Source organism: Parabacteroides sp. AF19-14 (assembly GCF_003635485.1).
In the GTDB taxonomy this organism is placed as follows: Bacteria; Bacteroidota; Bacteroidia; order Bacteroidales; family Tannerellaceae; genus Parabacteroides; species Parabacteroides distasonis.
Window position 1 is genome coordinate 66,782 of sequence record NZ_QTMJ01000005.1, and the last position, 15,498, is coordinate 82,279.

Consider the following 15,498-nt stretch of genomic DNA (forward strand, 5'->3'; position numbering starts at 1 on the left):
TAATTAAATTTTACGTTTGGATGAAATATATTCTACGGCGATGCTCAACCCCAAGGTGATGAGGAACAACACGGCTCCCAGCATAAACAAGGCTTGGTAATGTGCTCCACCTGCGGGAGCCTCACCCAATTCCGCCGCTATCGTGGCAGGAATTGTCCGTACCGGTTCGAAGAACGAGGTAGGGATAACGGCGGCGTTTCCGGTTACCATCAATACGGCCATCGTCTCACCGATCGCACGTCCTATACCTAATACGACAGCGGACGTGATACCGGATATGGAGTAGGGGATTATTACTTTATAGATGGTTTGCCATTGCGTGGCTCCCAATGCCAAGCTGGCCTCTTTCATGGCTCGTGGTGTAGTTCGCATGGCATCTTCCGCTACCGTGATGATGGTCGGCAACGCCATGATCGCTAAAACCACGCTTCCGGCGAAAGCGGTCTCGCCTACCGGAAGGTCTAAAGTCTTTTGGATAAGGGGAACGATCACCACCAATCCGAAGAAACCATAAACGACTGAGGGAATACCTGCCAGCAACTCGATAAGCGGTTTTAATAAATTGCGTGTTTTTGTATTGGCGATCTCTGCCATATAGATCGCTACCGCTACTCCGAAGGGGAGGGATAAGGCGATCGCACCTATACTTACCAACAGCGTTCCTAGTAATAGAGGGATCAGCCCAAAGATCGGAGCGGGAGTTGAGGTCGGATACCATTTCGTCCCTCCAAAGAATTCCGAAGGCTTGATCGTGGCTCCCGATATGATTTTTCCCGTAAAGTTTTCCGACTTGTATTGTTCCGGAAAGAATGCGATAATCCCGGGCTCTTTATGGATAAGTTCATTGATTTTCTCGGGAACATATTGAAATTCTTCACCTAGCTCTTCTTCCGTATAATAGTTGGTTAGATCCGAGAACCGGAAGACTAGTATATCTTGATTTTCTCCGTTTAAATCTTCCCAATTGGTGATATTGGCATCGAAGACATCCATGATTTGCTCGGGCGACAAATGTTCGACCGGATTTTCCTGATTCACGGCCAATATATATCCTTCCTCTACCTCCGGGCTGTTAAAAAGACCTGCGGCCTCTTTAAATAAGAAGACAATGATCAACAAGATCGTAAAGCTACTGACGCTTCCACTGATCAAGAATCCTCCTTCCACTAATTTTTCTATAAACTTTCTCACAATCTTTGCCTATTTATTCTGCTGCAAAGAAAGGATATCCATATTAAGAAGCTGTTAAGCCTGTTTGAAAGAATTATTACAAACATATTACGAGTTTGTAATATATACAATTGAAATAAAAAAGGCTCCGTTATGCGGAGCCTCAAAATATATTGGAGATTATAGATTTTCTAGCCATTTTTTACCAGGCTTGGTATATAGCCATACGAGGAATCCACCTCCAACAATAGCACTGATCGTGAAAACTAAACTTAGCATATCCATAATAAACCTTATTTAAAAATTTTATTTCCAATCCAGGCGAATATCACTGTTGCTATTCCACCAACGATAGCTCTATATATAAATATTGACTCTTTTAGCTCTGTATCAAAAGTAGCAATACCTCCAATAACCAGACCCGCAAAAGTTAATTTAGCCAAATCATAGAAGAACTTTCCCAGGTTTTCTCTACGGGATTGATCTCTTTCCCTGCTTTCTTTTTTTTCATCCTGTTGTTTCTCCCAGTTTCCCATATAACAAAGATATGAATAGTTTTTAGATAAACAAAAGGCCATCCCGAAATTATTCGGAATGGCCTTGAGATAAGTATGTAATATGTTTGTATTACTTATTATACTTGCTCCAATCCACATTGTGCATATCTCCGCTGGCCGCTAGTTCCTCATGGAAAGCGAAACAGCATTTCAGGTTTTGAGGCGTATGTCCCTTGATACCCATAGCGAGGTACTCTTCCAATAACGGTTTGTAATCCGGGTGAACACAATTGTCGATGATACAACGAGCGCGTTGGATCGGAGATTTACCGCGTAAGTCCGCTACACCATATTCCGTGATGATGATCTTCACGGAGTGCTCGCTATGATCCAAGTGAGATACCATCGGTACGAACGCACTGATCTTTCCATCCTTCGCCGTAGACGGAGTCGTGAAGATCGACAACATAGCCGAACGGGTAAAGTCGCCGGAACCACCGATACCATTCATCATACGAGTACCGGATACGTGTGTAGAGTTGATATTACCGAAGATATCAGCCTCCAAAGCCGTATTGATCGCAACCAAACCTAAACGGCGGGCAACCTCCGGATTGTTTGAGATCTCTTGCGGACGAAGCAAGATCTTATCCTTGAAGAAATCAAGATTAGCGTAGATCTCACGGATCACCTCGTTACTTACGGACAAAGAGCAACCGCTGGCGAATTTAACGCGACCTTGTTTCATCAATTCGATAACCGCATCTTGAATAACCTCAGTATATACATTGAATGCGGGGATAGACTCATTAGCTCCCATGCAGCCCAAGACTGCGTTAGCCACGTTACCTACGCCACTCTGCAATGGAACGAATTCTTTCGGAAGACGGCCGGCCTTGATCTCGCTAACCAAGAAGTCCGCAACGTTTTTACCGATCGCCATCGTAACATCATCCAGCGGAGAGAATTTTCCACCTTCATTCGGCTCATCGGTCCTTACCACACCAACGATCTTAGCCGGGTCTACTTTTACACAATCGTTACCGATCCTGTCAGAAGGAGTGTAGATAGGGATCTCACGGCGTAAAGGAGGATCAGCCGGCTCGTAAATATCATGCATACCGCGGATTTCTTTCGGGTGACGGCAGTTCAACTCAACGATGATACGGTCTGCCATACGACAGATAGTAGGTAAGATACCAACACCTGAAGTCGGAACGATCTCACCATCCTCAGTAACATCGGCAGCCTCTACGATCGCTACATCGATCTTACCCAAGAATCCGTAACGCAAGCTTTGTGCCAATTCAGACAGGTGCAAATCGAAATATTGTGCCTGATGAGCGTTTAATGCGGCACGTAAGTCTTTGTTCGATTGGTACGGTGTACGGAATTTGATGGCGTTAGCGCGAGCCAACTCTCCGTCTAGCTTATCACCGGTAGAAGCACCGGTAAACATACCGATTTGGAAAGGGTTACCTTTAGCGTGTTCTTCCGCTGCCTTCCGGGCGATAGCTCCGGGAACGACTTTCGGGCATCCTGCGGGTGTAAAACCACTGAAACCAACATTGTCATTATGATGCACATAAGATGCGGCTTCTTCAGCTGTAATGAATTTTAATGCCATGATAATTAGTTTTTATGTTTTTAGGTAAATACTTACTGTTCAATATTTCGGGCGCAAACTTACATAAAATTACGCTGAATCGAATATAAGTGTGGCGTAAATTAATACTTCCGGTTTAGAATCTCCGCACAAATGATCGCTTTCTTCAATTCCTCGATGTCTCTGAAGGTATCTTCCGGCATAAGCCCCGGTTCTTCCTCGATAGCACTCATCCTTACGGATGGCCGGGTCGCGATATGATTCGGGATATTCTTCTCGGCGGAAAGGAATGGAGATGAGGCAGGCGATGAGGTTACGACTTGCGGTTTCTCAACCTTTGGCGTTACCTGCTTTTGTCGGGGAGCGGGCTTAGGTTTTTGCGTTTCCTTTTGCATATCCTCCAGTATCTCCCAGAAGCCTTTTCCTTCTGTAGGCTGGTCATTAGGCACGATTTCCCTGTCGGGTTGCCCCAATATATCGGGGCGACTCTTCTTCTTTTTGTCTTTCGAACTGAATAAGCCACTGACGGCGGCGATAATCAGGAAAACAATATATAACCAATCTCCTACGTTATCCATAAACTTTGATTATTTTTGCACCTCCAAATGTAAGAAGAATAATTGAGAAGTGAAAAGATGGGAGTATATAAAACATCAGATAGGTATAAAAGTAAATAAGGGTAACTTCACAGCCACCCTTATTCGATTTAACCAAAACCTTAACTATGAAAAAATTTACGTTTTTCGAATGCAAATATAACGGTGGGATTCGAACTATGCAAGCGTTTGCGTAATTATTTTTAAGAATCTTGCTTATTTAAATTCTATTAACATATAGTATGGTAAATCAAGAAAACGGTGTGGACTTAAAATCCGCTACCCAAAGCGATGAACGAAAGTTGTTTATCGAGACCTACGGCTGTCAGATGAATGTGGCGGACAGCGAAGTTGTAGCTTCTATCATGAAGATGGATGGCTATAGTATGACGGAGAATATCGAGGAGGCGGATGCCATCTTCGTGAATACTTGCTCCGTACGCGACAACGCCGAACAGAAAATCTATGGGCGGCTACAGTATTTCCAGTCTTTAAAACGGAAAAAGAAGTCATTAATTGTCGGTGTATTGGGATGTATGGCCGAACGAGTGAAGGAAGACCTGATCCATGTGCATCATGCCGACTTGGTGGTAGGACCGGATTCTTATCTGGACTTGCCGAACTTGGTGGGAGCGGTAGAGCACGGAGAGAAAGCGATCAACGTGGAGCTTTCTACCCAAGAGACCTATAAGGATGTTATCCCTTTGAAGTTACCGGGTGTACATATCTCCGGTTTCGTGTCTATTATGCGCGGTTGTAATAATTTTTGTACGTATTGCATCGTACCTTATACAAGAGGACGCGAGCGTAGCCGGGACATCGAGAGTATCTTGAATGAGATACGGGATATGCACGAGAAAGGCTTTAAGGAAGTTACGTTGTTGGGACAAAATGTAAACTCCTATTCTTTCGAGAAAGAAGGTGAGACCATAACCTTCCCGATCTTGTTGGATCGTGTGGCGAAAGAGGTTCCCGATATGCGGATTCGTTTTACGACCTCCCATCCGAAGGACATGAGCGATGATACCTTACGTGTGATTGCCGCGAACGACAATATCTGTAAGTTTATCCATCTGCCTGCCCAATCCGGCAGCAGTCGCATCTTGAAGGTCATGAATCGTAAATATACTCGTGAATGGTATCTGGACCGTATAGCGGCGATCCGTCGTATCGTACCGGATTGCGCTATCTCGACTGATTTATTCTGCGGTTTCCATTCCGAGACCGAGGAGGATTATCAAGAGACTTTATCCTTGATGCGTGAAGTGGGATATGATAGTGCTTTCTTATTTAAATATTCCGAACGTCCGGGTACATATGCCGCTAGCCATTTGGAGGATAATGTGCCGGAAGAAGAGAAGGTACGCCGTTTGCAAGGTATGATCGATTTGCAAAATAAGTTGTCCGAGGAAAGTAACTTGCGGGATATAGGCAAGACTTTCGAGGTTCTGATAGAAGGATTCTCGAAACGTTCCCGTGAGCAGTTGTTCGGACGAACCAGCCAAAACAAGGTGGTCATCTTTGATAAGAAGAACTATCATGTAGGTCAATTCATAAAAGTCAAGATTCATAAGGCTTCCTCGGCAACCCTGTTCGGGGAACCTGTGGAGGAATAAGAAAAAGAAAACGCCAATACGTTCCATTTCGAGCGATATTGGCGTTTCTCTTATTATCTTCTATCTTTGGAATATCTCCGGGTATTTGTTGATGAAATAAACCGGCGTGCAACTCCATGCGTGGCAATAACTATTGATCGGGAAAAATCCGTAAGGTGATAATTCGTCATTGTTCGGATCATATACCTCCCAGAATGTATCGGCTCCTTTATTCACCATGCCGCCCCAATAACTGGTTAAGAGCGAACGGGCCTCTTGCCGCATTCCACATTTCAACAAGGTTTCCATTACATAATGATAAGCGTACGGACATCCCGGATAGCATGCGTCGGGCATCGATAGGACGGTGGCCATCGCTTTTGCTCCTTCCTTGGCGGTAAGCGTCTCTGATAGGATCATCCACACTTGTGATAGGTAAGATACCTGACGGTTAGGGCCGCTTACGATCACCCCGTTCTTTTGGTCATAGAATGTTTTCCGGGCGGCTTTCTTTATCTGGCCGGCGATACGAGGCCAATCTCTAGCCTCCTTCTCTTTTCCCAGCATTTTAGCTAGCTCATAGCTTTTCTCTAATGAGAATGCCGTAAGTCCCTGCATAGATGCTTGGCGATCATAATTATCTTTCCAGTCGAATACCAACCAATAAATCGGCTTCTTTTGCATATCGTAGATCCAATCGTCCGAGTATTGACGCAAGGCCATCTCTATTTGGCGGACCACTACCGGCCATAAGTCCAAGGCGACCTCCTTGTCTCCGGTCTCTTTCAGGTATTCCAGCAACGCTACGTTATACAGCAGGGAATAGTCCAAGCAATGCGTACCGTTTTGCGGATGAGGGGTCGGTGTCTCCAATACGGTGGCGTGCAGCAGGCCTTCATCATTGGCTAGAGCCGCTAATAAATAGAGGCAACGTTTCGTCAAGTCGTGGTTTTTATACGACCATGCGTTCGCTAGCGCCTCCAGATACAAGTCTCCGATCCATAACCGGCGATCCCGTTTCGGGCCATCCTCATAGACGGTCTGCATACATTCTTTTAATGTAAGCAATCCTACCTCATTGATTTTACGGATCAAGGGATCGGTAGTGGAAGCCAGTGGCAATGGAGCCGTCTTAGCCGATGTCTGCGCACGGAACGTTAGCTTGTCGAAGGCGAAATCGAAACTGGAAGCGCCTAGCAACTCTATCTTGAGATACCGGAAAGACACCCTTCTGGGAATGGAGGCCTCTATGGGTACGGTCATTAACGTCATCACCTCATCTTGTAGCCAAGCCCTTGACAGACCGCCCGGATAAGGGTCGAAAGGCGTGTTCAATTCCGAGGGAACTTCGGCGAACGTGAATTTGATACGTACCGGAGCGTCCGAAACCTGTTGGCTAAGGAGCTTGAGCGAGAAATCCAAATAACCCGTCAGATGCTCACCGAAGTCAACTATAACCGATGGATGTTTCTTCAGGGACTCATTGAATAACAGATCCGTGCTTCCTTCGTCCCGCATGCGCCAACCTTGGTAGGCTGACGCGTCTTTGATGGAAGTGACCCGTTTGACCGGCTTATGTTCCGTATAGGTTAACACTGGCTTGCAGGCCTCACTCTTTTGAAGCCATGAAGCGCTTTCTTTGAAATAACGACTTTGTGCTGATAGGGTGAATACACCGACACAGTATAGTAAACTTAGCAGGATTTTCATATGTGTTCTTTTCATGATGCGAATATAAGAATAACTTCGTTAATATCCGGGATTTTGTTTAAGCTCGCTGTTCAAGTCGATTTCTCGCAGAGGTATGGGCAACAAGCATTTATCTGGGTTGAACAGATAAGCGTTCGCCACGGGTTGAACACCGTCGGGCCAATAATAAGATTCGGGATTTGCCTTTATCTTTTGTCCATGTCGTGTCATGACTTCCACGGCTCGTCCCGTTCTCAGAAGGTCTGTCCAGCGTTTGTTCTCGAATGCCAGCTCGATCCGTCTCTCTTGGTAGATAGACTCTCTCAACGCATCTACATTCTGGGATTTGACAGGAGCTAATCCCGCCCTTCCCCGGATACTCGCTTGCCCGAAGGTGTTATTCAGATAATGGATAGCCTCGTCCGGCCTATTCTGCTCGTTGATAGCTTCCGCCAGAAAGAGCAATACCTCCGCGTACCTGTAGACCGGCCAGTTGTCATCCGTGTAATAGGGTTTTATATGCTCATGAAAATATTTTTTGATAAAAGGATAGGCGGTTATTCCCGGAGCTGGCTCATAGTCAACTATACTTTTCACGCCGGTAGCGTCGAGGGCATAGCTATCGGTGAGCTTACCTTCCACCATACCGATGGATGCGTCCAACCGTTTGTCTCCCTTTTCGTATGCGTTGATTAGATCGATCGTAGGGGTGTTAAACCCTCCATGGTCTACGTTGGAAGGACAAGGATTAGGGGTTGTTCCCGTGATGGCAGACGGATTCGTCATATAGGGCAAGAATCTGTATATGAAATCACTTTGCTGTCCTAATGAGGCGTCTTGCATGTATTGGATCTCGAAGATAGATTCCTTATGGTTCTTGTTCGAGATGGAATAGATGGAGCCGTAATCCGCTAATAACTCATACTCGCCTGAGGATACCACCTCTTTCAGCGTTTGTTCTGCTTCCGCCCATCGTTTTAGTACCATGTATACGTTTCCCAATAAGGTCTGTGCGGAGCCTTTGGAAGCTCTTCCTATCTCTTGCCTTGATTTTACAGGTAGGAGATCACTGGCTTCTTGTGCGTCTTTTATGATTTGCTCATATACTTCGTCTACGCTCGCCCGGGGTTTAAATGCCTCCTCATACACAGTAGAGGGTGTCGTATGCAGAGGTACGCCGCCAAAGTATTGTACTAGGTTGAAATAGCTGAATGCCCGAAGGAACAAAGCTTGTCCTTTGAGGCTGTTTTTTGCTTCCGCGTCAAAATCCGCTTGGTCTATTTCTGAGATAATCCGGTTACATCGTCCGATGATTACGTAGCAGTTATTATACTTCGTACCGACATTACCATTGGTGGATGTCTCAAGGAACTGATCCGGATCTTCTCCGTCCAAGGATGATTTGGCGATATGGATGATATACGTCGTATTATCCGATTTGGCCTCTCCCAGATTCCATTCTTCCGTGTTGTACATGTTCTGTAAAGGTTCGTAAGCTCCGTTTACGGCTTGCCTGAAATCCTCCTCGTTCTGGTAGAAGTTCTCGGCTGTGATCTCGCTATACGGCGTAAGATTCAAGAAATCACTACAGGAGGCACAACTACATCCTAAAGCGATGCTTATGGCTATATTGAATATCGTTTTCATATATTTCGTATAATTAGATAGTTAGAAGTTAACATTTAAACCCAGCGTAATGGTCCGTGGAACGGGATAGGTGGTATAATCGAATCCTTGTTGCAAGCTATTCGCCGTCGTTCCCGTATTGCTGATATTCACCTCAGGATTAGCGCCGATGTAGCTAGTGAACGTATATACGTTCTGGAAACTGACGTAAGCTCGCAAACCTTTAATGATATCCCGGTTTCTTAACGGAACTTGGTAGCCTAAGGTGATATTCTTGATCGTCAAGTAGTTTCCGTTATAAAGGAAACGGGAACTGAACCAGTCACGTTCTGGTGCCGTGGTACCCATCTTGGTCGTTCCATAACGGCCGTTACCCGGATTCTCCGGTGATTTCCAGCGATTGTCTACCGCTTTATACACGTTGAACACACCATCCAGATTTCCAGCGAACTGATCTACCATATTGGCTAACTCAAAACCAAAACCGCCGGATACGACAATTGACAAATCGAAATTCTTGTAGGTGAACGAGTTTGTCATGCCTACTATCCATAAAGGGACCGGATTGCCGATGATATCGCGGTCATCCCCTTGGGTAACTTTGCCATCCCCGTTCACATCCTTGAAGCGAATGGTTCCGACATCGGCTTGCGCATGCTTCGGGTATTTGTCGAATTCTTCCTTGTTCTTGTAGACCCCTTCCCATACTAAGCCGTAAAACTGTCCGATCCGTTCCCCGACTTGCGTGATGTTGTTACCGATGATCGGGGCGTCATCTACACCCAGTTGCAAGCATTTATTGTCATTGTAAGATATGTTCAGGTCGGTAGTCCATTGTAATTTGCCTGTCAGGTTCTTGGAGGATACGCTTAATTCATGTCCCCAGAACTTCAGTTTGCCTGCGTTCGACTGGATGTTGTAGAAGCCGGAAGAGATCGGTACCTCTAGCGAGAACAGCAGGGCGTCCGTTCGTTTGCTATAGTAATCGTACATGATGGATAAGCGATTATTGAAGAAACCGACATCCAGACCGACATCGACTTGCTTATTCCTTTCCCAGCCCAGATTCGGGTTTCCCATTCCCGAGATGCTTCTGCCGCTGGCCAAGGCGTTATTGAAGTTGCTGTTCGTGGTAGTGATCGTTGCCAAATGCGTATAGTTACCGATTTGGTCGTTTCCCACGATACCGTAGCTGATACGGGCCTTGAGGAAAGAGATCGTTTTCTCCAATGGTTTCATGAACTCCTCGTCCGAGAGTATCCAGCCCGCCGATACGGATGGAAAATTACCCCAACGATTGTTCTTACCGAAACGGGAGGAACCATCCCTACGCATCGCCGCGCTTAAAAGGTACTTTCCTTTGTAATTATAGTTTATACGGCCGATATAGGATAAAAGGGACCATTCGTTTATGTTTCCATCCGCCGTAATGGTAGGGGCGGCATTGAATGTCGATATTTTATCGTCGGGAAAGTTCGTTCCGGTCACCATCGTATATTCGCTATGATATTTTTGTGCGGATATGCCGAACAGGAGATCAAAGGAATGATCTTTTATCTGCTTGCTGTAGGTGGCGGTATTCTCCCACAGCCAAGTGTAGAATAGATTATTGGATTCCTTCGCCTCGGGAATCTGATAGGGAGCCTTGTAGATCTCTCCGGAGGTGGAGGGCTTGAACGAGTTCCATTTATTCTGTGTCAAGTCCGCGTTGATGCTGGTCTTTACTTTTAAATCTTTGACCGGCTCTACCTCCAAGAAGGCGTTTGCGATCAGATGGGTGTTCTGGGTCTTGTTCTTGTTGAGGCGAACCACATTATACCAGTTTGGGTTATCGAACAATCCCGGTCCACTGGCCACAAGCGGAATACTGCCATCCTCATTCTTATAGGGTGCGAGAGGTGTTGTCAACATAGCTCCTTGCAGGATGGAACCTTTATCTTCCGTCCAGTTACCGTCCGATTGCGGGCTATTATTGATGGAGAAGCTAGGCGCTAGGTTCACGCCTACCTTGACGATCTTCGAGAATACGTATTCCGTATTGGCTCGTGCGGAGAACCGTTGGTAATTAGAGTTTGTCAACACTCCGTCTTGGTTGAAATAGCTGGCTACGGTGGATGATTTAAACTTCCCGTCTCCATTGCTGTACGACAAACTGTAATTCTGGATAGCGGCGGGACGGAATAATACGTCATACCAATCCGTGCCTTTACCCAGCGCTTCGGGATGTTGGTAAGCGGGATCGACCGCCAATCCGTTCTCTTCGGCGATCTCTTTCCTGAACCGTGCGTATTCGGAGGCATCCATCATATCCGGCCTCCCTTTCTCGGGTACGTATTGTATGCCTCCATATACGTCGACGCTTAGTTTTTTCCCTGATTGGGCAGTCTTTGTCTGTATCAATACGACTCCATTGGCAGCCCGCGAACCGTAAAGTGATGTGGCGGAAGCGTCTTTTAGCACACTGATACTTTCTATCTCGTCCGGATTGATCGTGCTGATATCGCCCACGATAGGCATTCCATCCACTACATAAAGGGGCGTGGTTCCTCCGGACAGTGACGCTTGTCCCCTAATTCGCATGGTCATTCCTTGTCCGGGTTTACCGGATACTTGATTGATTTGGACACCGGCGAACTTGCCTTGCATCTTTTGCGAGATCTGGGCTACGGGCATATCCGCCATCTCTTCCGACTTGATGGATTGCACGGAGCCGGTTACCGCCCGCTTGATCTGTGTTCCGTACCCGACTACTACCACTTCATCGAGCTTCTGCGTGTCTTCCCGCAGCTGTACCTTGATATGATTCTCTCCTGCGCCGACCATAACGTCCTTGCTGTTATAGCCGATAAAAGATACTTGCAGGGTTTCACCATCCGATAATTCGATCGAGAATTTACCATCTAGATCCGTGATTGTCCCATTATTGGTACCTTTCACCACTACGTTCGCCCCGATGATAGACTCTCCGTTGGCGTCGAGCACGACACCTGTCACTTTTCTTGTTCTCTGTTGAGTTACGGAATCATCATTCTGCTCCGTATACGGGTTCTCTTGTGATGGATTTGTAGCGATAGCCAATGCCGGCGATACGCAGAGGAAGAGCAAAGACAATGATCCCATCGCCACATTCCAAGTTTTCATTTTACTTTTCATACTTTTCATTTGTTCATAATTGAATAGATAATGTTAACTACATACGATAAGTCTGATAGATTCAGATTAACTAATACATTATTAGATATACTCCATAGGCTATATGTTATAAAGTTATTAAGTACCGTAGGGACTCAATGGGTAATTTATGTATAGGATGTTAGAGGCGAGTGGTTTAGGATTGATTGCGGATCTGTTATGTCATTTATCTAACAAGAAATGTCATTTTTGTAACCATTTGATTCTTATTACTTCCCATCTTTGCCATATCGAAAGAGAGAGATAGTAAGGATTTAGTTCCTACGGAACTGTGGTTTTTTCTTGCGTATTATTTATAGCACACGTACGTAAAATTATGTTTATAGCTTCCCTTTTCATAATAGCGACAGCTTACCTTGATTTTTATTAGCCGTTCTTTTGGGTTCTTAATGCATTGTACTGATATTTTTCTGGAGTGGTACCTTGAGTATGAAATGAAAAAACACTGGCACAACCTTTTTTCTGCGTAAAGTCCGGACTTTCCTAAGCCCGAGGGAACCTTATCAATAGAAGTCAACCACCGGTTAAACCAATACAAAAATTAGGTTGTTGACATAAGCAAAAGCTATCTCATGCTTCTAACTTGTTCTTGTAATTCTTTCATTCTTTGCATCAGTGTATCAAACTCCAGAGATTCTCCATAGATGAAGAAACGTTGCATGTCTGTATAATCTGTTTTCCATACTTCCATTTCCGACTCTGGAATCATGAAATTAATCGTCTTAGGACTGTGGTGGTCATAATTGACATATTTCAGGGCGTAGTATGCCTTACGATGCTCCACTATGGTATTATATAAGGAAATGTCAGACAAAGCCTCACGTCCATATTTAGTATCCATAAGTTTTTCTAAATCGTACAAATGTCGTGACATACGTACACTTCGTGGCTTCTCCTTTTGAAACTCCTCTGCAAGTAAAAACAACTTCTCCAAGAAAGTGCGAGTAGGTACAACTGTCTTTACCTTGCAGTTTGAATCGGAATCTTCACCTTCAAAGCTTTCTTCTATCAAAGAATGAATGTCTCGCAACTCTGTCGGTTCATCCATAGATAGAACGCTAATTTCAATCTTTACACGTGGAGGAATGTAGGTTATTATATCTTCAACAATAGAATGGTAATGTAAAAGAATGACCGTAGGATCCTTATCTGAATCTATCGGACGCCATTTTCCATTCTTGTCCTGTACTTTTGTTACATTTTCTATGCTATAGCCTGTAATACCCATTCCCTTCAATTTGGCATCTAATTGAAAAGAAAGCGTGTTATGTATATATGCACGAGCTATTTTACGCAATTTCTCACGTTGATTTTTACTTGTCTTTTCTATACCAAAGAATGAATGGCTTATAGCCAAGTCTATATCCTCAGAAAAGCGCTCAATAATATTGAATCCTTTAGAAAGGGATGTGCCTCCCTTAAATATCAACGATTCATGATAATCCGTTTGAAATAATGCTTTTAAAGTGGCAGTTACCCACCAATCTTTTTCTATTGCCACTTGATTGATACCAAGATGTTCTATCTCTGTCTGTTGCAACATTGCCAAGCGATCAATCAATTCGTTATTAAGCCATAGTTTTCCCATAAATCCTTTCTCTTTAAACATTAAGCATCGGTTTAACAATTCTTTTCATCCATGCAGGCATCATATCAACATCCCCCATTAAGGCGGCCTTATCTGGTTCTTTTGATATCAACTGTCGTATTGTCTGTAATTCCCCTTGTCTTACATTTTCTTTCTTTAATGTCCTTAAAGCCTGCACAAGTAACGAAATAAGACGAGTGGAATAGCAAAAATTTTTAGGAACTCCACGTTTCAATATCACATTTCGATTTGACAATTTGATTGTTCTTTCACTACCAGTGGTTAAATACGTATAGTTCATCGGTACTTGAGTTGACAGTCCTAATACGTTCAAAGCAGTCATACCAGATGGTAATACTTCTGCATTATCACGAGTTGCAATAGCCTGTACAATCTTATCAACAGAAGGAAGTACCACTCCGAAACGGCTCTTTCTTGGCTTTGCATATATTCCTTGAGTAATTTTTACGAGGATTCCTTCTGTCGTTAACTCAGACAAAATGCTACCCACGAATTCTGTGTGATATTCAGGAAAGTCGGAGCGAAACAAAATACGATCTTCTGGCATTGCTATTATGCGCTGCTTAAGAGTCGTACTATCTAAAGAATACTCGTTAGTCATATGACCTTTGAATTTTTGATGATTTTTCAAATGCGAATTTACAATTAATTATCGAAAAGGCAGCGTAAAAATCATTGTGCCACATTCATTTTAAGTTCTTTTCCATAAATCTTGTAGTAAACAGACGGGAAGTAGGCAGCTTTTCTGCCTTTCACAACCCAATTGGGGTACTTACATTGACGAATATAGGAATCTTCGTTAATATCTGGGATTTTGTTTAAGCTCGCTGTTCAAGTCGATTTCCCGCAGGGTATACCCATTCTCCGAAGCAGTACATTAAGTATGAAATAAAAAAACTAAATCATCTACCATATCTGCCATTATCTATATAAGTATCTAATTATAAGAAATTTGTTGAATGGTGGTAGATAATAAACATCTACCACTATCAGCTTGCATCTACCACTATTTACTGCTTTTCAACCACTAAATGCAGCCGTTCACTATTCGCTAACCACATTACTCGTTCTGCGAGGGTATGCCAACAGGCTGCCTGCTTGGTTATTTGTATACCTTGTGTGTTGATTTAAAATATTGAATAATAGGTATTTATAGTTTTAAAGGCATAAAACAAAAGTTTTCATAGCGGAAAACTTTTGGTTCGTGCTTATGAAACTTTAGTTTTCCTTAGAAGAAACTATTTGTTCGCCTAAGGGAAACTCTTATTAACCCTGTCGCTTTGCCCATCGATGTCTTTTAAAAATAACACGTATTCTTATCCAATGCAAAGAAAAAGTATCAATGTCAAGTATAAGTGGTAGATGTTGAATGATAATTGTAGATGTCAGGCTATCTACAACCTATATGTAATGCTTTGATTTATAAAGCATACATGGCGTAGTGGTAGATATTGTAGATGTTTTCATAAAATCAATATTGTAGAATTCCTTTTATCTCGATTATGTATAGTTGCAGTCTGATATTTGGTTAGTTATGCTATTCCACATGCTTTAAGAAGAGAATCTTATGGCTTGTGATGATATAAAGTTTTTATGGTAGAAAATTTTGTTTACGTAAAAATATTTGATCTATAAGTATTCTGTAATAGATAAAAACGCCTAGTCTAAACGATCGTTTATTCTAGGCGTTAAAGATAGGCTATATTTTTGAATAAAACAAAATCCAGAGAAACTTTTAAAAATTGATTATCAACGCATAAACGTAAATATGGACGCTTATGCGTTGAATTCAATAAAACGCCAGAATAAAATGATCGTTTAGACTAGTCGTTTTGTAACCGATGATTCTGCTTAACCACCTGTAAATGATGATTGTGAGAAAACTGAAGGGTCGATTACTACAGAATTTGTAATATAG

10 protein-coding genes are annotated in these 15,498 nt (G+C 43.6%); 1 reads left to right on the plus strand and 9 read right to left on the minus strand.

Annotated features, from left to right (window positions below):
* Positions 1-3: 3 nt before the first annotated feature.
* From pstC to DWX33_RS06755, 4 genes are all read right to left on the minus strand, one after another.
* Entirely contained in the window at positions 4-1,191 is a 1,188-nt protein-coding gene (gene pstC / locus DWX33_RS06740; RefSeq protein WP_005867078.1) for a phosphate ABC transporter permease subunit PstC, read from the minus strand.
* 272 nt (positions 1,192-1,463) lie between these two features.
* Complete coding sequence (locus DWX33_RS06745) at positions 1,464-1,706, minus strand: DUF6722 family protein (RefSeq protein WP_008778724.1); 243 nt, start codon at positions 1,704-1,706, stop codon at positions 1,464-1,466.
* A 91-nt stretch (positions 1,707-1,797) separates the two neighbouring features.
* Complete coding sequence (locus DWX33_RS06750) at positions 1,798-3,294, minus strand: acetyl-CoA hydrolase/transferase family protein (protein ID WP_005867081.1); 1,497 nt, start codon at positions 3,292-3,294, stop codon at positions 1,798-1,800.
* A 101-nt stretch (positions 3,295-3,395) separates the two neighbouring features.
* The gene (locus DWX33_RS06755; RefSeq protein ID WP_121961092.1) at positions 3,396-3,851 is read right to left on the minus strand and encodes a hypothetical protein; all 456 of its coding nucleotides are present in this window, start codon (positions 3,849-3,851) and stop codon (positions 3,396-3,398) included.
* Between the two features lie 260 nt (positions 3,852-4,111).
* Here DWX33_RS06755 and miaB point away from each other — a divergent pair, with 260 nt between their 5' ends.
* Positions 4,112-5,485 (plus strand): tRNA (N6-isopentenyl adenosine(37)-C2)-methylthiotransferase MiaB, encoded by a 1,374-nt coding sequence (miaB, locus tag DWX33_RS06760; RefSeq protein ID WP_005853885.1) that lies wholly within the window; start codon positions 4,112-4,114, stop codon positions 5,483-5,485.
* Between the two features lie 60 nt (positions 5,486-5,545).
* Here miaB and DWX33_RS06765 read toward each other — a convergent pair whose 3' ends face one another.
* The 5 genes from DWX33_RS06765 to DWX33_RS06785 form a co-directional block, all read right to left on the minus strand.
* A complete protein-coding gene (locus DWX33_RS06765; protein WP_122380104.1) occupies positions 5,546-7,189 on the minus strand; it encodes a family 78 glycoside hydrolase catalytic domain in 1,644 nt (547 codons plus the stop codon).
* Positions 7,190-7,213: 24 nt separating this feature from the next.
* Positions 7,214-8,800: a RagB/SusD family nutrient uptake outer membrane protein gene (locus tag DWX33_RS06770; RefSeq protein WP_122380105.1), complete on the minus strand. Its 1,587-nt coding sequence runs from the start codon at positions 8,798-8,800 to the stop codon at positions 7,214-7,216.
* A gap of 21 nt (positions 8,801-8,821) precedes the next feature.
* A complete protein-coding gene (locus tag DWX33_RS06775) occupies positions 8,822-11,932 on the minus strand; it encodes a TonB-dependent receptor (protein ID WP_122380152.1) in 3,111 nt (1,036 codons plus the stop codon).
* Between the two features lie 604 nt (positions 11,933-12,536).
* Complete coding sequence (locus tag DWX33_RS06780; protein WP_122380153.1) at positions 12,537-13,559, minus strand: nucleotidyl transferase AbiEii/AbiGii toxin family protein; 1,023 nt, start codon at positions 13,557-13,559, stop codon at positions 12,537-12,539.
* Positions 13,560-13,572: 13 nt separating this feature from the next.
* The gene (locus tag DWX33_RS06785; RefSeq protein WP_122370047.1) at positions 13,573-14,181 is read right to left on the minus strand and encodes a DUF6088 family protein; all 609 of its coding nucleotides are present in this window, start codon (positions 14,179-14,181) and stop codon (positions 13,573-13,575) included.
* Positions 14,182-15,498 lie beyond the last annotated feature (1,317 nt).